This window comes from Chitinophaga sp. CF418, assembly GCF_900142925.1.
Classification (GTDB): Bacteria; Bacteroidota; Bacteroidia; order Chitinophagales; family Chitinophagaceae; genus Chitinophaga.
This window is the reverse complement of the sequence record NZ_FRCN01000010.1, coordinates 316,532-337,133: the sequence shown is the minus strand read 5'-3', so window position 1 is coordinate 337,133 and position 20,602 is coordinate 316,532. Positions and strand designations below refer to the sequence as shown.

Genomic DNA, 20,602 nt, shown 5'->3' with positions numbered 1-20,602 from the left:
TTAACCGCTTGATAACTATGATGAATCATGTAGAGCGCAATCCCAAAGTTAAGTGCTATAGAGTGATAGTTTGTAATGCTGAATAAGTTTTTTACTTTAGGAATATCTTTAATTGGAAGCAAGGCAAAATGATACATTTAAATCTGGTAGTGATCAAAACTGACAGACAGGAAGAGCAGGTAAGATTTTACAGTACTTTAGGGATCACATTCACTCATCATCGCCATGGAAATGGTCCATACCATTATTCAGGTGCATTAGACGGCTTAACCTTTGAAATTTACCCTTTGCCCAAAGATGTAACAGCCGCTGATACGACCACCCGACTCGGTTTTACCGTGGAAAATCTGCATGAGACCCTGAAAAGCCTGGAAGAACTGGGAGTGGAAACAATACAGGCGCCCGCCAGCACAGAGTGGGGATATGTAGCGGTGGTGAAAGATGCCGATGGCCGGAAGATTGAATTGGTCGAAAATTTGATAAAGTGATAGAAAGTGGATTCTTTTACTATCTTTGCTTTACTCTACTAATATAGTAGGATATATAGCGTAAACAGATCAGACAGACGTAAACAGTATGATGAACAAACTTTGGCTTTTATTATGCCTCCCGGCATTCATATTTGGAACACAACTGGAAAAATGGGACCTGGAACCCGGTGTATGGCAAGCCAGCCTGCACAGAAAAGACGGAGCAGACATTGTTTTTAACTTTGAAGTAAAAGACAGCGCCCGTCAGAAACTGGTATACGTATTAAATGCCAACGATCGTATGCTGGTAGATGATGTAAAGATCCAGGGAGATTCTATTTTCATCAGAATGCCTTTCTTCGACTCTGAATTCAGGGCTGCTTTCAACAAAGAAGGCGGTATTCAGGGTAATTGGATCCGTCACCTGGCAGACAGGGACGTGAGCATCCCTTTTACAGCTGCACATAATGTGAAACAACGCTTTGTACAGCATGATCCGGCAAAGGGTAATGTGACCGGACGCTGGTCCACCTGGTTCACTACTCCCGGTAAAAATGACTCTTCCTATGCAGTAGGAGAATTCAAACAGCAGGGGAATATTGTACACGGTACTTTCCTGACGCCTACCGGCGACTATCGCTTCCTCGAAGGGATTGTAGACGGCGATACGCTGAAGCTCTCCACTTTTGATGGTTCTCATGCATACTATTTCACTGCCCTTGTAAAAAATAATACCCTGGAAAACGGGATCTTTTATGCCGGTATTGGTGATGGCAGAGAACACTGGACAGCTGTAAAGGACGATAAGGCAGCATTGCCTGACGAGAAGGCCCTTGCTTCTGTAAAACCCGGCAATAGTCAGCTGGATTTTACATTCCCGGACATCAACGGAAAGAAAGTAAGCATTAAGGATAAACGCTTCGAAAATAAAGTGGTGGTGATCACGATCATGGGGTCCTGGTGTCCGAACTGTATGGACGAAACCGGATTCCTGTCAGAATGGTACAAGGCTAATAAAGCGCGTGGGGTAGAGGTGATAGGACTGGCATACGAACGTACTACCGACTTTGCAAAATCACAGAAAAGTCTGCAGGGCTTCCTGAAACGCTTTGATGTACATTATCCTGTACTGATCACCGGTGTAACTACCAGCGATCCTGAAAGAACAGAAAAAACTTTACCACAGATAACAAAAATAAAAGGCTTCCCAACCACTATCTTTGTAGACAAAAAAGGAAATGTGCGGGAAGTACATACCGGCTTTTCCGGTCCGGGTACAGGAGAACATTATGAGACTTTCAAGAAGGAATTTAATGGTCTGGTAGATGCTCTGCTGGCAGAAAAATAATACTACTAACTAACCCAATACATAAAGTGGCGGTAAAGCATTTAAGCTAGCCGCCACTTTCTCTTTTATTGCTGGTCATCCGTTATATATTTATTTTTATACAGCTTCTTTTTTAAACTGCTGAAAAGTTTCAATGGCCTCATCAATCAGCGTGATAATCCTTTGTTTCACATCATCTTTCATGCCGGTAACTTCGTGTTCCACGATATATTTCAGCTCACTTAATCCGTCTGCACCTTTGCCCAATATCCGCTTCACACGGCCCTGCAGGTGATGGGCAGATCTCTTGATCTTTCTGCGTGTTTCCTCTCCGCTATCCGGAGCGGTCAGAATACCGATAGCCAGACCTGCAGCTACACCCACCAGGGCTCCACATAAAATTTTAGCAGTGCTCATAATAAAAGATTTTTAAAGGTGTAATAAAAAGGCTGTAAAGAGTTTCCAAATATTGGGCCAGTTAAGCCGTGATCTCACCTGTTTCTACATAGTGCTTGAAACGCATGACATCTTTTTCTACCATCCTGTAGAACGCACTGTTCAGCAACCAGGCCAGTCCTGTGCCTACATAACCTGCCGGCGGACGGTAAGCGATCACTACAGATATCTCCGTACCACCACCGGGAGCGTCTTCAAACGTCACCTTACCTGCTGTCGCAATATTGGAGCCGGGAGCCGAACGCCAGCCTATGAAAGCACCAGCCTCGTCTTTGATGATCTCGGCATCCCATTCCAGTGTGCCGACGCCACCCGGCCCTCTCACCACCCAATGGGAATGGAAGTCGTCATGTTCGGTAATAGATGCCAGATGCCGCATAAAATGAGGTAGATTTTCCAGCCTTCTCCAGAAATGATATACCTCATCCCGGGGTTTGTCGACGGTGAATTTCGTCCTGACCTTTATCGTACGGCTATGCTTTTCACCCATTCTTCTACCGGCATAGGCGGTTATAGGACAGTTCCCTGATATTCCACGGTATAACAGGTAACCGCCGGCTACCAGTCTGATTAGGCTTCTGATGGGATGCTTGGTAACGTTGTTGATCGCGGAATTTGTGAGAAGAGCGCCACCGACGATAGATGCAATACGCCCCTGCTTGCTTACATTCAGGACATTCGACTGCTCGTAGAGCATGGTAGCGCGAGGCTCGCCGTGTCCATTCAAACTTTGATATGTACTCATAAACAACGGGTTTTTGTAATCAGATAAGCGAAAATCCTGCTTGAATCAAAATGTGTTAATAATCAATTGATTGTATTGTGACTTTATTGTGGAATTGCGTAAAAAATTGCCCATCCGGGCGCTACAGACACACCGTTTGCCGTGGCGGACAAGCTAATTCTGCGCTTCTAATTCCTTTTCCAGCTCCCTGAATATCTCGTTTCCCCAATTGGGTTCCAGTTCATTCTTCGGTTTAAATCCGGCAAACCGCTGGCCCGCCTCTTCTATTATGGGGGCTGCTTTTTTCTTACCTCCTCCGAACAGGGCCGGGGTATGATAGATCACAAGCGCTTTCATCAGGTATGCCCTGGGATTGGCACTATCAGCCGCAATGGCTTTGTCTGAATAACTACGACTGTCCGGACCTAATGACATCCCCCTGGAACTATTGGCGTTAATACAGGCGGATAGCCAGTATGCCATTAACGCCAGCGTTTCTGTATTACCCGGCTGCAGGTGCAGTGCTTTTTTTACATAAGGCCCTGCCTTCTTCGTAGCAGATTCTGCCCCGCCTTTGGGCGCCCTGAAAGAAGATTGCGTATAAGCCCAGCCGGTATAATATTGTAACAGCCACTCCTCAGGATAAGCCGCCGCCAGATTGCCGATCCTTTCCGCTGCCTGTTGCCAGATGGTAAAGTCAGTGGTCTTATCCAGTTGCAACAGTTCCTCTTTGAGCGATTGCTTCCAGTCTGTTTGCCTTTGCGCTATAAATCCTGTCGTCAGCAATGCCAGTAGAAACGTAATAAATGCCTTCATAAATAGTCTTTACAGTGAGTATTCCTAAATATATGCCAACCTCCGGTCGTATAAGAAACAGATAATTCCGCTGCTTTGTTGCCTTTAATGATGCCTTGTGAAAAATCTGAAGAAATAATTACCGTTTACTCCCTATCTTAAAGCCATAAATTACTGACGTATGAAAAAACTATTCACGTGTGGATTGCTGATGCTGACACTCGCAGGAATGGCCCAGAAAAAAAAAGCTGATGGATGGCTCCAGTTGTTCAACGGAAAAGACCTGACTGGTTGGGACATTAAGATCAAAGGACATGATCTGAATGAGAACTATGGTAATACTTTCAGAGTGGAAGACGGTCTGCTGAAGGTGCGTTATGATCAGTATACCAACTTCAACGAACAATACGGTCATATCTTTTATAAAAAGAACTTCTCGGCTTACATCATAGTGGTAGAATATCGCTTTGTAGGAGAGCAGGTGGCTGGTGGTCCCGGATGGGCATTGCGTAACAGTGGCATAATGCTGCACGGACAATCTGCTGCCAGCATGGGCAAAGACCAGGATTTTCCTATTTCCCTGGAAGAACAGCTGTTAGGTGGTAATGGCAAAGACCCGCGCTCTACCGCCAATCTCTGTACACCGGGTACCAATGTGGTAATGAATGGAAAACTAATAACAGACCACTGCATCTCTTCTACCTCCAAGACTTATCATGGTGAGCAGTGGGTGCGGGCCGGAGCACTGGTACTGCGCGATTCTGTGATCAAACATTTTGTGTTCAGTGATACCGTGATCGTGTATAACAAACCACAAACCGGCGGAGGAAATGTAACGGATGCAGATAGCACGCTGATGCAGGCTGGACGTTTGCTGACAGAAGGCTCTATCTCTCTGCAGAGTGAAAGCCACCCGGTAGATTTCAGGAAAGTCGAGTTGTTCGACCTGGAGCCATATGTGAATGATCCGGTAAAGCTGGAAGCAATCCTCAGGAAATTACAAAAGAAGAAAAAATAGTCACGAAGGACCGGGAGCGTGGAATGAAAAGCGAGTCCGTCTTCGCTTAAATCCCTGATTCCCGGTCCTCCTTTTTAATGCATTACCACCGTCGCTTTCTGGAAGGCGGTGTCTGGAATAGTAAATTGCACTGCGCCACCAGGATGTGGCGGAAGTGGGGGTCTTGCTGGTGGTCTCGGCGGTGCAGGAGGTGCGTGAGGTGGTACACAACTTGCTCCTGCTAACAACAATCCCAATACCACAGTTAAAAATCTTATCTGTCTCATGTTGTTCGTTTTAATCCGCAGTTATAAGAACAAATTATATGCCGTTACAAAGTAGTATTCTCACTCACTTTCACCGGATCATCCTGCTATAAAACCGCTCATAAATGTCCCCCAAAAGATTGCAGGAACTCCTTAATTTTGTTGCCTGCAACACAAAATCCGCAGCCTCCCTTTTTCATGTCACAGATACCAGCACCCGGTAAGCACCTTGCCGGATTAGACCACTTGCGCGCCTTCGCCATCTCATTTGTTTTCATTTATCATTATCGCATCTTCAAACACCCTGCATGGATAGAAACCATCGGCAGCTTCGGATGGACAGGTGTAGACCTTTTTTTTGTACTGAGTGGTTATCTTATATCATCACAGTTGTTTGCACAGATCAGCAACAATGAGCAGATCTCTTTCCGTGAGTTCTTCCTCAAACGTTTCTTCCGGATCATCCCCGCTTACCTTACAGTGCTGACGCTATATTTCCTGGTGCCTGATTTCCGTGAAAGAGAAGCCCTGCCGCCACTCTGGAAATTCCTCACCTTTACGCAGAATATCGGTCTGCACCTGAAGGACAGGGGTACTTTTTCACACGCCTGGTCATTGTGCATAGAAGAACAATTCTACTTCCTGCTGCCCATCATACTCATTATGCTGGTCCGCTGGAAAGCATTGAAGATTGGTCCCTGGCTGATTGGTATTTTATTCATCGGTGGATTTGCTATCAGGCTTTTCTGCTGGTTCTCGCTTTTGAAACCTGCCATGGGGGCTGACGATTATTGGGTAACCTGGTACATGTGGATGTATTATCCTACGTTTACACGTCTTGACGGATTGCTTACAGGTGTGACAATCGCCGCCGTCTTCCAGTTCCTGCCGGCTATAAAACAAAAGATCATGGCATTGGGAAATAAATTACTGTTGATTGGACTGCTACTTTTAACAGGCGCCTGGTTCCTCTGTGAAGATCCTACTACATTCTACGCGTCCATCTTTGGCTTTCCGCTGATCGCTGTCGGATATGGCGCTATGGTAGCTGGAGCGGTCAATGAAAACAGTTTCCTTCACACAAGGAAGCTGCGTTTCACAGCAACACTGGCAACGCTGTCTTATGGCATCTATCTATCGCATAAGGGTGTAATACACCTGACGCAGTTATGGGTAGGAAATATGGGGATAGAGCAGAACGGTACGGTGATGTTTATCATCTGCATTATTACCTGTGTACTGGCAGCATTGTTATTGAACAGGATTATTGAAAAGCCGTTCCTGAAACTCAGGAAACGTATCCTGTCCCGAAAGGCATCTCCTGTGCGGCGACATTCTCTTCAGCTGTAGGATTTGACATTGCCTGTGCAAAGCTGCTGTATCACTGTTTGCCGGGGCTGCGTAACTATAAACAACAGCCCCGGTGATATTATTTATTCAGGTATGGGCTCTCAAAGCCCAGTTTCTTCAGTCCTGATTTCACTTCCGGACAACTCATAAACAACTTCCACAGCAAACCACTGCGATAGTTTTCCATCATTACAACCGCCGGTCCCTGGTCTATAGCCAGGTATCGTTGGGGATACCAGTTGTTTGTTTCGCTGAATGCATCATAAAAGCCGTATTGGCCAAATATTTTATCCCGCATGTCCTTATACCAATGCACCATTGCCTGCTTGGAATATTCCGGCGTATAAGGCATGGATGAAAGAGCCGCAGTAGGAGAGATGACGCCCAGATCACTATTCTCGCCTGGTGCATGTGCGGCATATCCGTTCACAGAATAACTGGCGGTTAAGCCCCAGCTGTCAGGACCATAGCCTTTATACTTTTTAGGGTTCTCTACACACCATTGACGGTTGATCAATGTCTGATTGGTATTATGCTCCCAATAGTCGGCATACCTGTCTTTTAAGCCGTGTGGATCAAGTCCCAGATAGGAATAGTGCGCCCAGAATAAAGGTCCTCCATATTGTTTTGCATAGTTGTGCGATAGTGTGAGCGTATGTCCATAAGCTTTGATACTGTCTCTGATAGCACCGTTACGTGCCCATCCTTCATGATATACTGCTGCAGGAACGTCATGTGTAGGAGATGATGCTGCCAGCACATACATGATCAGGCATTCATTATAACCTGTCACAGGGAAATTCATTTCCCATTGATAGTTGGGCGACCAATGCCAGTACAACACGTTTTTGCCATTCCTGTACCAGTTCCAGTCCACATCTTCCCACAGCTTGTTGATCCTGGATGCCAGCGCTTTTTCCTGATCATTACCTGTAGCAAAATACTGGCGTACACATAACAGGCCCTGCATCATAAAAGACGTTTCCACAAGATCGCCACCATTATCTTTTTGTCCGAATGGTTTTACCTTGCCGTTCTCTCCATACATCCAGTGTGGCCAGGCGCCATGAAACCGATCGGCCTTTTCCAGGAAGGATACGATCTTCGTCAGTCGTTCAAGTCCCAGCTGACGGGTAATATAACCTCGTTCAATTCCCGCCAGGATAGCCATCACGCCAAAGCCGCTGCCTCCTGAGGTAACAACATTCATATCGTTTTCCGGATACTCACCATCCACATGATAACGTTCCCTTGCCATACCACTGGCAGGTTCTGCGCCATCCCAGAAGTACTGGAACGTATGCTCTTCAACAATATTGAATATAGAATCTGTGGATAAGGCTGTGGTATCAACAGCTGTACTGTCTTTTACCGGCTGATGGGTGGAAGGACCGCCGCATGATATTACCGCCGGAACTATAGCTCCAAGCAGGTAGAGGAATAGTAAGTTTCTCATAAACGTAATTTAATGTTTTTTGAGGATTGCATTCGTCATATAGAACATCATAAAATATGTGAAGGAAATACTTACCTTTGCGCGTAATTATTAAAAAAACTGACAAACCTTGCGTCATGTAATATCACAGGCATACTATTGTTAACTACGCCACCTGCGTTCTGCAGGAATGGCCTGTGAATCCTTTTGTTTAATGAAAATACCCCGATATGGCTATTTCAGAAAAATATGGCCGTACCTATCATTTTCCGTTCTCGCCGGGTACTACCAGCGATGATCGCATTCAGCATGATTATTGGCATTATGTCTCTGCCATCCCTACACTGATGCATACGGAAAAACTGGACGGTGAAAATAATTGCCTGTCCCGCTATGGTGTGTTTGCGCGCTCACATGTAGCGCCCACTACATCTCCGTGGACAGAAAGCCTGCGCCGTTACTGGCAGCTGGTAAAGAATGACCTGGGCGATCTGGAGATATTCCTGGAAAACCTGTATGCTGTACACTCTATTGCATACAAAGATCTGGACCATCATTTCTATGTGTTTGCAGTAAGAGAACATGACCGCTGGCTTAGCTGGGAAGAGACCCGCTTTTATGCCGCCATGCTCGATCTGCCCACTGTGCCGGTCATTCAGGAGTTGCACGCACCGCGGGTGAAGGCTGATTTTGAAAGTAACATCCTGAACATTGTAAAAGGCCCTGGCAGCTTCAACGCATGTGATGCCGCCACCGGTATGCCTGCCACAATGGAAGGGATCGTTACACGTAATGCAGCCGGCTTCCCGGTACATGCATTCGCAGAAAATGTATTTAAATATGTAAGAAAAGGGCATGTGAAAACTGATGTGCACTGGACGCGTAACTGGCGCCGTGCTGCCCTGAAGAATGAAGGAGGTAAATATGTGGACAATCACTGAAAATAGATCATGGTCATACCTGGAGCAGACGTACGACTGGGTACGCGATATGCAGGACGTACCACAGGACGCCATACATCACGGAGAAGGAAATGTGGCCATTCATACGCAAATGGTATTGGCCGCATTGCAGGAGCAACCTGCATACCAGGCATTGTCTCCGCAGGATAAAGAGATCCTCTGGGCAGCCGCATTGTTGCATGATGTGGAGAAACGCAGTACAACGGTTACAGAACCGGATGGACGTATCACTTCCGCCGGCCACGCAAGAAAAGGGGAGGGGACTGCCCGGCAGATATTGTATAGAGAGATCACAACTCCTTTTCATATCCGCGAACAGATCACCCAACTGGTGAAATATCATAGTTTACCTTTATGGTTGCTGGAAAGGAGAGATCCGTTGCATACCATTATTCATGCATCATTGCAGGTAAACACACAACACCTGGCCCTGCTGGCACGTGCAGATATGATCGGGCGGATTGCTCCTGATACCGCGGAACTGTTGTATCGCATTGATTGCTTCGAGGAATATTGTAAAGAGCATCAATGCTGGGGAACACCCTGGCCTTTTGAGACTGCACAGGCCCGTATGCATTATCTGCGGAAAGGCGATGCCGCACCGGGTTATGTGCCTTATGAAGCGCCTGCCGTACAGGTAGTGATCATGAGCGGACTGCCCGGCGCCGGTAAGGATACTTATGTAAAGAAACACTATCAGCAGCCGGATTGGGAAATCATCTCACTGGATAATATCCGCTCGCAGATGAAGATCAGTCCCGCTGATAAAAGCGGTACCGGAAGAGTGGTACAGGCTGCTAAAGAACAGGCAAGGGTGTACCTGAGGAACAAACGTTCCTTTGTCTGGAATGCCACCAATACCACTCACCAGATGCGGGAACAGCTGATTGCCCTCTGTATGCAGTATGATGCGGGTGTTACCGTTGTGTATGTGGAAGTGCCTTATAAGGAGTTATTTCGACAGAATGGTAACAGGGAAGCAACCGTACCCTACAATGTCATGCAGAAACTGATTAACAAACTGGAGATCCCTGATCTGACAGAAGCACACGAGGTAATTTATCATGTGCGCTAGAATAAAAGAAGGCCGGTTATAACCTTACCGGCCTTCTCTTTGTTACTTATATGATCATACAGTAACAATGAAAGGTCTCATATTTTTAATAATTGTATCTGTGATATTCACAGGCAGCATTATATGCGCTGCCTTTAATCCCGGACCTGTGTCATCGACAACAGAAACCCCGGCTTTTGCCGGATCGGCAGCATGTGCCTCCTGCCATGGTGATATCTTCAAAAGCAGCCGCCATACGGCTCATTTCCTGACTTCCGCACTTCCGGATGATGAACATATTAAAGGCAGCTTTACGCCCGGTAAAAACCAGTTTGTATACAATCAATGGATGGTGGTGGAACTGGAAAAGAAGAAAGATGTTTTCCTGCAAACAGCTTACATGAATGGCATCCCTACAGAACAGAGGGCATTTGGTATTGTGATCGGTTCCGGGAGAAAAGGGCAGACCTACCTGTATTGGGACAAAAACAGGCTATTCCAGCTACCGGTATCTTATTTTACGCCAGCCAATGACTGGTGCAACAGCCCGGGATATTCGGAAAACTATATTCGTTTTGACAGACCTATTCCTGCCACCTGCCTGGAATGCCACGCCACCTACGTTGAAGCAAAAGAAAAGAAAGACGGAAGCACCGTTTTCGACAAAAAAACACTCCTGTATGGTGTCGATTGTGAAAGATGTCATGGTCCCGGCGCTGCGCATGTCGCATTCCATACACAGCATCCGGAGGCGAAGACTGCCAGCAATATTATCAGTACAAAAAACTTGTCGCGTCAGCAACGTCTGGATGCCTGTGCACAATGTCATTCGGGGTTAAGAAAGCATACACAGCCTGCTTTTAGTTTTATGGTAGGGCAAAAACTGGAGGATTATTCAACACCAAACTATGATGTCGACACTGTCGGAAACCTGGATGTTCATGGTAACCAGTATGGCTTGCTGACAGCCTGCAGATGTTTTAAAATGACGGCACAACTTGACTGTTCCTCCTGTCATAATGTACACGTCAGTGAGCGGCAGAACATGGCGGCATTTTCTCAGCGCTGTATCAGCTGTCATAATGTAAATGGTGTTGCCCATGATTCCTGTTCCTACAAACCACCGGCAGGAATAGTGCTGGCTGATAATTGTGTAGATTGTCATATGCCATTGCTGCCATCGCGAAAGATTACTTTGAAATTGGCAAATGCATCAACTGCAGAAGCAGACATGGTGCGTACGCATTTTGTAAATGTTTATCAGGATGCGACGAAGAGGTTTGTGGAAAAGATCAGATGAGAGGATGCTATAAGATATAAAAAAGAGGTTGTCAAAAGTAACTTTACCCTGATTTTATTCGGGTACCTGATGGAGAAAATTTCGGTATAAGAAATTCTCAGAGCCATCAAGCCACTTTTGACAACCTCTTTGACGGGTTCTTTTTATGGAACTTTGTTAAAAGCTTTGTTTAACGCCTCCATAAGTTCATCTGCTTGTTCTTTGGTTCTAATGAACTGAGCCAGCGATGATTTACCACTTACAAGTCTTGGGGGCTTAACTGGTATATCAGCTGTCTGGTTTTTTCCAAAGACATTAACCTTGTCTTCCATTGTATCATTTTTCATCGTAAAAGTTTTTATTTTTTATTAGTTTATTGATACGCATTAATTGTTTTTTGTAAAAATAAAATAGTTATACAGGAATTCCGGATACCTTGGACTGTCCCGTGTGATTTTTACAACAGCGGATTTAACATCCTTAAAATCAAATGGATTTTCATATTGGTTTTTACCAAATCTGGTGATTCTTACATAATATTTCATTGCCCCCATATTGAAGTGGTTGCTTAGATACTCGAAATTGTCCAGGATGATTTTATAGTACAGCAAAGCCCTTGAATTGTTGGAACCATCAATTCCCAGATAATGATCGGGATTATTGGCCAGATATGACCGGGCATGAAAAAGAATGGTAGAAAAGGCTTTCGAATAGTCCCTGTGTTTTATTTGTGCTTTATCGTCGATCTTACCGTTTGCATTTAGCGGACCAAATGCTAAATTATAGACATCAGGCATTAATTCATGCGCTTGATCACTTATTGTTACCATTAGCTTTTTTTTACTTCCATCTACAAGCTCTGTGTCAAAACTAGCCGATCTCATTTCGCGGGATGCTGTATTAATATCATAAACATCGTTGAAGTTGATTTTAACTGCAGTTGCCATTTATCTCTGTTTAGAAGTTGCGGATTAACTACGTGAATACACACCAGAGATGATTGAAATAGACATGCAATTTACAAGATAATGAACAATGCCATGCAAAATCAAAAATCAACTTTTTTATTTGTAAATGAGTTAATGACCAGTTAACAGCAACAAAAGGAATGCAATGGTTGGAAGTTGTCAGAAGTGAACAAAATGAACATGAGTGAAATGCGGACTTTAGAAAAATAAAAAGGGGCTAAACTAAAAGACAATTTACTTTTAGTTTAGCCCCTGAAAATGTTATTCACGTCAGGATCAGAACCTATACGTCAACGTCCCCCTGATATTAAACGGTGTACCCGGTGTAAAATGTATCTCCGTCACCGGTGCTGCTTCATCCTTCAACCTGCTTTCCGTTGCAAACTGTGTCTCATTCCAGGCAGTATTGAAAATATTCTCCGTGATCACACCAATAGTAAATTGCTTATACTGATAACTGATATTCGCATCAGTTATGCAATATCCTTTTGCCACAATGCTATTGTCTTCATTAGCCGGACGATGACCAAGATATCTTGTATTGATACCCGCATTAATACCTGACGGATGATGAATACTCACACCACCAGCCACTGTCACTACCGGCGCTAACGGAATACGGTCTTCGCCTTTGGTCGCATCATTGGAACGGCCGTGCGTATAGGTAAAGTCACCATTGATGAAGATCCATTTACCTAACTGATAACGTGCACCCAGATCAATTCCTTTACGGGTGGTTTTACCACTGGGCTCCACTACACCAGCATCGCCCACATATACAAACTCCTGCTCCATGAACAGATACCACAGCGCTGTATTCACAACCAGCTTCGATACAGGTTTCCATACCAATCCAAGGTCTGCACCATAAGCAGCAGGCAATGTTTCAAGTCCTTTCTCTGCAACTACAACACGGGTATCATTGCTATGAAATCCTTTGCCCAGTTTTAAGAAATACTGGATCTTGTCATTTGGATTATACAGGAAGTTGAGTTTAGGACTTACAATAGATTTACCTTGTGTTTGTGTAGCATAAGTAACCGCCAGTTTATCTACATAATCAAATTTGAAATGATCAACACGTACTGCCGGGTTGATGAGCCATTTACCGACTTTGTATTCTGCGCTTGCATAAGCATAGAGGTTGGTCTCATTGACATCTCCCTGCTTTAGTTGTTCAAGTGTTGTTTTCCTGTTCACCGTATGCGATAGCTCAATATTATTCACATCGTCATTGCGTAATCCAGCAGCCACTTTCAATTCAAGTGGATTTCTTCCTGGATAGAAGCTCTTATTCAACTCCGATTCAAATCCAAAAACACTCCTGTTCTCTTTCTGCCTGATCTGGTCTCCGTTTACAGGATCTTCGAGGAAGAAGGTGAAATTGGAATACAGTTCAAAATCATAACGGCTGTAGAAAGCGGTACTTCTCACAAAGGTATTCGCATCCACATGTTTGAGATATTGGAGGTTAACATTGGTACGTTGTGTATGACCACCTTCGGTATCGTCAATAGCACCAAAACGTGTGATCAGTCCTGCATCAACAGCTCTTTGTGGTATCTGTCCGCTTGCGTCCCATTTACTGTTAAAGTGTGAAACAGATACGGACAATTTATCGTTATTCTCCATGTAAGCAGTATACTTACCCATCAGGTTAATACGGTTGAAGTTTTGCGGAGATACAAAATAACCATCCGTCATCTGGTAATCTGCCGCTAGATAGGCAGATTGTTTATCATCATTTACGAGGTTAAACATACCCATGGTCCTGTAGGTATTGAACTTGCCGCCTTCCAGGGTTATGCTGCTGTTATCAAGCCTTTCCTTTGTTTTGAAAGCCACATATCCTGCGGTAGCGAGATTGCCATTATCCGCATGATAGGGGCCTTTATCAAAGTCAATATTCTCAATGATCTCAGGGATGAGAAAGTGAAGGTCTGCATAGCCTTGTCCATGTGCATGACTAACCATATTAACCGGCATGCCATCTACACTGATATTGATATCAGTACCATGATCAATGTCAAATCCACGCAGGAAGATCTGTTCAGCCTTACCGCCTCCTGCATGTTGACCAATGAACAGGCCAGGTACTTTGCGTAGCAGTTCCTGGGAAGACTTGACAGGGTTGGTCTTGAGATCAATATCTGATATGATGTTCAGATGTCTGATGTTAGAAGTGATGGCCACTTCATTCAGTTCGAGATTAGAAGGTTCCAGTGTAATGTGTTGAGATAAATTATCGAGTACTACGAGTTGTGTCTTGCAGGAAACATGTGACACCTTCAATGTATCTCCCTGTTGTCCGTCCTTTAGCCGGAAAACGCCTGTCTCATTGGTATGCGTGTGAGCGCCGGTACGCAGGTTATAGACAGTGGCTTCCTGCAATGGACGCTTTTCACGGTCATACACAATGCCGCTGTAGTTTTGAGCATAAACACCAATGGTTGAACAGGAGAGAACAATTGTAAAGATCTTGCGCATATAGGATGGTGTGTCGGTTGGTTATTGATTACTAGTTCTGGTATATAGACTGAGCCAAGCGGCGAAAGTAAAAAAATGCTTAACAATTCGTTTAATATTTCACCAATAAATATTCCCGTTCATCCCAAATTCTCATCCATTAACTTGTGTCCGCGATAAACTATCTCTATATTAGCGCACGTCAAAAGGTCTCAACTTTCTATTATTCCACTTTTGACTTAATCTTATTTGAACGTTATGTTACTTAGATCGAAGAATCATGCAAGCCGGTCTCTGATGGGTTTTCTGTGCCTCTATGGTATAGGAATGGCAGTTGCCCATCCGGTTTCCGCGCAGTCAGGCAAATTGCCATTGCAGGACCTATCTGCCTTCCGTGAGCCAGGACAGAGCTGGAGTATTACCAGCGATGCCTCCGCCAAACTTGACAATCCTCATGTATTGGACGCTGTAGCAGGTACCGGGGTACTGTTCAACATGCCGGACAAGAAACGTCCAGGTAAAGACCTTTTTTCCACCCAGGAATATGGTGACGTGGATATTGAACTGGACTACATGATGGCGCCTGGTTCAAATTCAGGGATCTATCTGCAGGGAAGGTATGAGATCCAGTTACTGGACAGCTGGAACACCAAAGTGTCTAAAGCAGGCGATAATGGTGGTATCTACGAACGTTGGGACGACAGCCGTCCTGCCGGTCAGCAGGGATATGATGGCCACGCTCCCCGCGTGAATGCCAGCCGTGCTCCCGGTCTGTGGCAGCATATGAAGATCACCTTCCAGGCGCCCCGTTTCGACGCTTCCGGCAAAAAGACCGCTAACGCGCGTATGCTGCTGGTAGAACTGAATGGTGTGACCATCCATGAGAACGTAGAGCTGATGGGCCCTACCCGTGGTTCTATTGGTGGTGGCGATGAAAAAGCAACCGGCCCGCTCCGTCTCCAGGGTGATCATGGTGCTGTTGCCTTCCGCAATATCACTATTAACAAACCCGGCGAAGCCCGTACTGGCAATGACAATAACAGGACAGTAGATCCTATCCTCGTAGATGCACCGGTAAACACTATCCTGCGCAGCTTCATGGATGTGAAAAACAACAAACGTGTAGTACACGCTGTTTCCGTAGGTTCTCCTGAAAAGGTGCATTACACCTACGACCTCGATAAAGGCATGGTAGCACAGGTTTGGCGTGGTGAATTCCTCGATGCAACACCTATGTGGCACGAAAGGGGAAATGGCTGTTCCCGTCCCCGTGGCGCCGTACAGCTCCTCGGAGAACCATTCTTTACCCTGAGCAAACTGTCTTCTCCGCAGGCTGCCTGGATGACTGATACCACTGGTACTGGTTACCGTCCTAAAGGTTATGTACTGGATGAGAGTGACCTGCCTGCTTTCCGTTACCAGGTATATGGTACCGCAGTATCTGATGTTGTGCGTGTGCTTCCTGAAGGACATGGCATACGCCGTGAACTGACCATAGCTGCACCTGTTGAAGGACTGTATGCTAAACTCGCAGAAGGTACTACCATAGAAACACCTTCAAAGGATCTGTATGTTATAGATGGAAAATCTTACTATCTCCAGGTAGATGATGCCGGTGGTGAGAAACCTGTAATTCGTGAAGCAGGTGCGACAAAAGAACTAATCATCCCTGTACACAGTAAACTGAGCTATTCCATCCTTTTCTAAATCCTTTCGACTACTACAAATGAAAAACATTTATAAGGCATTCATAAAAAAGACCACGTTGTATTCGCTGCTGATAGCTGCGGCAACGGGTGTGACTTCCGGGGTTCGTGCCCAGGAAACGCCTAAAGAAGAAGATTTTTATAAGATCCTGAAGGTATCTTCCCCTGAAGGTACGCTGCTGGAAGTGGGCGGTTTGACAGTACTGCCGAATGGTGATCTGGGCGTATCTACCCGTCGTGGTGATGTATATGTTGTAGAAAACCCTACGAGCCGTAAACCTTACTTCCGCAAGTTCGCTACCGGCCTGCATGAAATACTGGGCCTCGTGTGGAAAGACGGCGCTTTGTATTGCGCACAGCGTGGTGAATTAACCAAGCTGGTAGATACCAATATGGATGGTAAGGCAGATGTATATGAAACAGTATTCGCATGGCCATTGTCTGGTCACTATCATGAATACAGCTTTGGTCCGAAGCTCGCGCCTGATGGCTCTTTCTTCGTATCCGGCAACGTTGCATTCGGCAATCAGGAATGGTGGCGTGGTGAAAGCCGCGTGCCCTGGAGAGGTTGGATGATGCACATCTTCCCTGACGGACATATGGAACCATATGCTACCGGCTTCCGCTCTCCATGCGGTCTGGGTATGATCAACGGTGAATTATTCTATACAGATAACCAGGGCGACTGGTTCGGTTCCGGCGGTGTATGGCAGGTAAAACAGGGCGATTTCATTGGCCACCCTGCTGGTTTACGCTGGACGAAAGAAGCTAACTCCCCTGTAAAACTGACACAGGAGCGCTTCTTCTCATTGGTAGACGAAGGCCGTCCTAAAGACGCGAAAGGCAATTATACCAAACCTGAGAACAGTGTAACTGCTCCCTTCGTAACACTGATGGACGTGAAAAAGAAGATCCCTGAACTGCGTCTGCCAGCCGTAGTGCTGCCGCACGGTATACAGGGTATCTCCAACTCCGAGATCGTTCAGATCCCTGAAGGTTCTTTCGGTCCTTTTGCCGGCCAGCTGCTGGTAGGTGACCAGGGACAAAGTAAGATCATGCGTGTGGTAATGGAAAAAGTGAAAGGTGAATACCAGGGTGTATCCTTCGACTTCCGCAGCGGTTTCCAGTCTGGCGTACTGCGTATGGCATGGGCGAAAGATGGTTCTACACTGTTTGTAGGTGAAACCAACCGTGGTTGGGGTTCTGCCGGTGAAGCCAACGAAGGTTTACAGCGTCTGGTATGGAACGAGAAGATGCCTTTTGAAATGAAGACGATCAGATCAAAACCTGATGGTTTTGAGATCGAGTTTACGCTGCCGGTAAATAAGAAATCTGCTGAAGATCTGGCATCTTATTCAGTTGAGAGCTTTACTTACAAATACCACTCTGTATACGGAAGCCCGATGGTGAACATTGCAAAATGTCCTGTGAAAGGTGTGAAAGTGTCTGAAGACGGATTAAAAGTAAGACTCATCGTAGACAGCCTGCGCCTGGATTATGTTCACAACATCACCCTGGAAGGCGTGCGTGAAAAAGACAATTCTTATTCACTGGTACACCCAACTGGTTACTATACACTGCACAATCTGCCAGAAGGAGATAAGCTGCCTTTAAGCCAGGCCAGCACATTCAATTCTGCTAAATCAACTGCAGCTGCTCCTGCCTCAGCGGATAAAGGAAAGACTGCCAGTGCAAAAGACGCAGCTGCTGCTAAAGGCGCAACTGCCGCCACTGGAAAAACAGCCGCCGCTGCAAAAGCGCCTACTTACGATGAAGTAAAACCTCTGCTGGCAAAATATACCTGCCTGGCCTGCCACAACGCTAATAAGCGTCAGGTGGGACCTGCATACGTAGATGTTGCCAAACGTAAATATTCTGCCGAGCAGATCCTGAAACTGCTTGCTAATCCAAAGCCACAGAACTGGCCTGATTATGCAACAGAAATGCCACCAATGCCACAGGTACCACGTACCGATGCATTGAAAATTGCCAACTGGATCAACTCCCTGAAATAAATACCACGCCGGCCGGATCATTTCCGGCCGGTTGTTTTTTCCCCTTGAAGTGACGGCACAAAGGAGTGGTTAAAATAATATTGCTTTAGAAGGGTGCGAGAGAGCTGAAGGAGCGGAGTAAAGGCATGGTAAAGGCATGTCAAAAGCATGTCAAAGCCATATAAACAGCAAACCGGAAATATGTTTTTATATTAACTGGTTGAAATTCAATATATAGATGGTTGAAAAAAGGCCCCCGGGAACTATTCCGGGGGCCTTTTTCGTCTGTTTATTGATAGTATTTTTTCCAAAATGATTAAACCCGGTTCTTCACTTCATGACTTTCTACCAGTTTGATAGTGCAGTCATTCTCCGGGCATTGCCTTTTCTCAGAATGGTCAGAACTGGTTCTTCCACATCATGCTTTCTACCGGCTTGATAGTGCGGCCATTGTACTTGGCATTACCTTTCTTATTATAAAGGGTTTCAACCTCACCTTCCACCACGAAATAGATCAGCTGTCCGATTGGCATACCGGCATACACGCGTACGGGTTGGGCGCAGGAGATCTCCAGCGTCCAGGTATTGCAGAAGCCCACATCGCCTTTACCGGCAGTGGCATGGATATCGATACCCAGGCGGCCGGTGCTGGACTTACCTTCCAGGAAAGGTACATGGGCATGAGTTTCGGTATATTCCAGGGTCACACCCAGGTAAAGGGTACCGGGCTGCAGCACATATCCCTCTTCAGGGATCTCGAAATGTTCAATTTCGTTGTGGGCGCGGGCATCGAGTATTCTGTCCTTATAGGTGGCCAGGTATTTACCTAGATGTACATCGTAAGAGTTGGTGCCGAGATACTTCCGGTCATAAGGCGAAATAACGATAGTGCCTTTTTCAATTTCCTCCAATATCCTTTTGTCTGACAGGATCATAGATCGGGTGTAATTAGTTAGTAGTAAATAGTTGTGTTAGTATGCTTCCGTGTTAATGCATTCTGCATTCAGCTTTTTGCATTAATTTGGCAAGATATGCCATTAATACGTACGATACAAATCAATCCCGGCAGCCGCCTGGGAGTGTGGAAAATAGAAGAGGAGGAGGAATTTTTCCGGGAGAAGGTCAATATTTCCCCGGCAATCCACCACCCGCACAAGCGTTTACAGCACTTTGCGGGCCGGTATCTGCTCCAGGAACTATATCCAGGCTTCCCAATCGGGAAAATTCAGGTAATGCAGAGCCGTAAGCCTTATCTGGATAGCCACAACCTGCATTTCTCCATTTCGCATTGCGGCGACAATGTGGCTGCCATCGTTAGCAGTGACAGTGCGGTAGGCATCGATATAGAAGAGATAAAACCTAAGATAGAAGCAGTGTCGCATAAGTTTTTGTCGGCGGAAGAACAGGCTTTTATCGACCCCGTACATACGTTACCTCATAAAACCATCTGCTGGAGCGCTAAAGAGGCTGTTTATAAGTGGTATGGACTGGGAGGCGTTGATTTTAAAGAAAATATGCAACTTGCACCCTTTACTTTCCTGCAGAAAGGCTTCCTTACCTGCAATTTTAACAAAGCAGATAAAATTGCACGGTTATATTTGCAATATCTGATGGAAGACGGGTTATGCATAACCTGGACGAGCGGATCTGAGGATCTTTCTGCTGTCAGGGCGGAGAACGCAGATACGGCCCGTTCAGGACACTCAGGACATTAATGTTTAAAAACAGTTAATTTGAAAATCTTTCTACTCGGCTTTATGGGCGCCGGCAAGACTTACTGGGGAAAACAACTGGCAGAGCACCTGTCGTTACCGTTCTATGACCTCGATGATGTGATCGTCGAATCAGAAGAAATGTCCATCAGCGATATCTTCGCCACAAAAGGAGAAGACTATTTCCGCCAGCAGGAAAACTACTGGCTCAGGGAACTCTCCCGCAACGAAAACTTCCTTATCTCCTGCGGCGGTGGTGCACCCTGCTTCCAGGATAATATGGATATCATGAATAACAATGGTACCACCATCTGGCTCAATCCAAGCCTGTCGCTGATCGTGGAGCGCCTGAAACGTAAGAAGTCCAAACGTCCCCTTATCCAGGACCTGGCGGATGACGAACTGCTCGACTTCGTAGAGAAAAAGCTGGCAGAACGTGTACCGTTCTACGAACAGGCCCAGATCACCATTGCAGAATCCGAGACTATTAGCCTCGATTCCTTTACACAGCGGTTGGATATTAAAGCATAATGTCCTTATAATTCCCAAATGTTTATAACAAACGAACAGATGATCAAATGATCAAACGTTCAAATAGACAAATGGACCAGGCGATTTCATCCGCCACAATACGCCTGCCG

General features: G+C 45.7%; 20 protein-coding genes. 11 read left to right on the top strand and 9 right to left on the bottom strand.

Annotated features, from left to right (window positions below):
• The first annotated feature begins 128 nt into the window (after positions 1 to 128).
• Positions 129 to 488: a VOC family protein gene (locus F3I09_RS22435; RefSeq protein ID WP_149697287.1), complete on the top strand. Its 360-nt coding sequence runs from the start codon at positions 129 to 131 to the stop codon at positions 486 to 488.
• Positions 489 to 576: 88 nt separating this feature from the next.
• Complete coding sequence (locus F3I09_RS22430; protein ID WP_223233341.1) at positions 577 to 1,818, top strand: peroxiredoxin; 1,242 nt, start codon at positions 577 to 579, stop codon at positions 1,816 to 1,818.
• A 96-nt stretch (positions 1,819 to 1,914) separates the two neighbouring features.
• Here F3I09_RS22430 and F3I09_RS22425 read toward each other — a convergent pair whose 3' ends face one another.
• The 3 genes from F3I09_RS22425 to F3I09_RS22415 all read right to left on the bottom strand — a co-directional run bounded on the left by F3I09_RS22425 (position 1,915) and on the right by F3I09_RS22415 (position 3,793).
• On the bottom strand, positions 1,915 to 2,214 hold the full coding sequence (locus tag F3I09_RS22425; protein ID WP_149697286.1) for a YtxH domain-containing protein: 300 nt from the start codon (positions 2,212 to 2,214) through the stop codon (positions 1,915 to 1,917).
• 61 nt (positions 2,215 to 2,275) lie between these two features.
• Positions 2,276 to 2,998 (bottom strand): SRPBCC family protein, encoded by a 723-nt coding sequence (locus tag F3I09_RS22420; RefSeq protein WP_149697285.1) that lies wholly within the window; start codon positions 2,996 to 2,998, stop codon positions 2,276 to 2,278.
• A gap of 153 nt (positions 2,999 to 3,151) precedes the next feature.
• A complete protein-coding gene (locus F3I09_RS22415; protein WP_149697284.1) occupies positions 3,152 to 3,793 on the bottom strand; it encodes a hypothetical protein in 642 nt (213 codons plus the stop codon).
• A 160-nt stretch (positions 3,794 to 3,953) separates the two neighbouring features.
• Here F3I09_RS22415 and F3I09_RS22410 point away from each other — a divergent pair, with 160 nt between their 5' ends.
• Positions 3,954 to 4,790, top strand: a complete 837-nt coding sequence (locus tag F3I09_RS22410) for a DUF1080 domain-containing protein (protein WP_149697283.1) — start codon at positions 3,954 to 3,956, stop codon at positions 4,788 to 4,790.
• A gap of 74 nt (positions 4,791 to 4,864) precedes the next feature.
• Here the strand turns inward: F3I09_RS22410 and F3I09_RS22405 are convergent, their stop codons facing one another.
• The gene (locus tag F3I09_RS22405) at positions 4,865 to 5,056 is read right to left on the bottom strand and encodes a hypothetical protein (RefSeq protein ID WP_149697282.1); all 192 of its coding nucleotides are present in this window, start codon (positions 5,054 to 5,056) and stop codon (positions 4,865 to 4,867) included.
• Positions 5,057 to 5,233: 177 nt separating this feature from the next.
• Between F3I09_RS22405 and F3I09_RS22400 the strand changes: the two genes are divergently transcribed.
• On the top strand, positions 5,234 to 6,385 hold the full coding sequence (locus F3I09_RS22400; protein WP_149697281.1) for an acyltransferase: 1,152 nt from the start codon (positions 5,234 to 5,236) through the stop codon (positions 6,383 to 6,385).
• A gap of 79 nt (positions 6,386 to 6,464) precedes the next feature.
• Here the strand turns inward: F3I09_RS22400 and F3I09_RS22395 are convergent, their stop codons facing one another.
• On the bottom strand, positions 6,465 to 7,841 hold the full coding sequence (locus F3I09_RS22395; protein WP_149697280.1) for a glucoamylase family protein: 1,377 nt from the start codon (positions 7,839 to 7,841) through the stop codon (positions 6,465 to 6,467).
• 209 nt (positions 7,842 to 8,050) lie between these two features.
• Between F3I09_RS22395 and F3I09_RS22390 the strand changes: the two genes are divergently transcribed.
• From F3I09_RS22390 to F3I09_RS22380, 3 genes are all read left to right on the top strand, one after another.
• The gene (locus tag F3I09_RS22390) at positions 8,051 to 8,761 is read left to right on the top strand and encodes an RNA ligase family protein (protein WP_149697279.1); all 711 of its coding nucleotides are present in this window, start codon (positions 8,051 to 8,053) and stop codon (positions 8,759 to 8,761) included.
• Positions 8,745 to 9,857: an AAA family ATPase gene (locus F3I09_RS22385; RefSeq protein ID WP_149697278.1), complete on the top strand. Its 1,113-nt coding sequence runs from the start codon at positions 8,745 to 8,747 to the stop codon at positions 9,855 to 9,857. Before F3I09_RS22390 ends, F3I09_RS22385 begins: the two co-directional genes overlap by 17 nt.
• Positions 9,858 to 10,005: 148 nt before the next feature.
• Positions 10,006 to 11,136 (top strand): multiheme c-type cytochrome, encoded by a 1,131-nt coding sequence (locus tag F3I09_RS22380; RefSeq protein ID WP_188133914.1) that lies wholly within the window; start codon positions 10,006 to 10,008, stop codon positions 11,134 to 11,136.
• Between the two features lie 143 nt (positions 11,137 to 11,279).
• On the opposite strand, the gene F3I09_RS22375 is transcribed toward F3I09_RS22380, so the two are convergent.
• The 3 genes from F3I09_RS22375 to F3I09_RS22365 form a co-directional block, all read right to left on the bottom strand.
• Entirely contained in the window at positions 11,280 to 11,462 is a 183-nt protein-coding gene (locus tag F3I09_RS22375; RefSeq protein ID WP_149697276.1) for a hypothetical protein, read from the bottom strand.
• Positions 11,463 to 11,501: 39 nt separating this feature from the next.
• A complete protein-coding gene (locus F3I09_RS22370; protein ID WP_149697275.1) occupies positions 11,502 to 12,062 on the bottom strand; it encodes a hypothetical protein in 561 nt (186 codons plus the stop codon).
• 297 nt (positions 12,063 to 12,359) lie between these two features.
• Positions 12,360 to 14,570 carry a TonB-dependent receptor domain-containing protein gene (locus tag F3I09_RS22365; protein WP_149697274.1) on the bottom strand — a complete coding sequence of 737 codons (2,211 nt, stop codon included), beginning with the start codon at positions 14,568 to 14,570 and terminating at the stop codon, positions 12,360 to 12,362.
• A gap of 237 nt (positions 14,571 to 14,807) precedes the next feature.
• Here F3I09_RS22365 and F3I09_RS22360 point away from each other — a divergent pair, with 237 nt between their 5' ends.
• A complete protein-coding gene (locus F3I09_RS22360; protein WP_149697273.1) occupies positions 14,808 to 16,256 on the top strand; it encodes a DUF1080 domain-containing protein in 1,449 nt (482 codons plus the stop codon).
• A gap of 19 nt (positions 16,257 to 16,275) precedes the next feature.
• Positions 16,276 to 18,270 (top strand): hypothetical protein, encoded by a 1,995-nt coding sequence (locus F3I09_RS22355; protein WP_149697272.1) that lies wholly within the window; start codon positions 16,276 to 16,278, stop codon positions 18,268 to 18,270.
• Between the two features lie 377 nt (positions 18,271 to 18,647).
• On the opposite strand, the gene dcd is transcribed toward F3I09_RS22355, so the two are convergent.
• Entirely contained in the window at positions 18,648 to 19,184 is a 537-nt protein-coding gene (gene dcd, locus F3I09_RS22350; RefSeq protein WP_149697271.1) for a dCTP deaminase, read from the bottom strand.
• Between the two features lie 96 nt (positions 19,185 to 19,280).
• Here dcd and F3I09_RS22345 point away from each other — a divergent pair, with 96 nt between their 5' ends.
• Both F3I09_RS22345 and F3I09_RS22340 read left to right on the top strand, forming a co-directional pair.
• Positions 19,281 to 19,964, top strand: coding sequence for a 4'-phosphopantetheinyl transferase superfamily protein (locus F3I09_RS22345; protein ID WP_149697270.1), 684 nt, complete (start codon positions 19,281 to 19,283; stop codon positions 19,962 to 19,964).
• Between the two features lie 18 nt (positions 19,965 to 19,982).
• Positions 19,983 to 20,492: a shikimate kinase gene (locus F3I09_RS22340; protein ID WP_149697269.1), complete on the top strand. Its 510-nt coding sequence runs from the start codon at positions 19,983 to 19,985 to the stop codon at positions 20,490 to 20,492.
• The last annotated feature ends 110 nt before the right edge of the window (positions 20,493 to 20,602 follow it).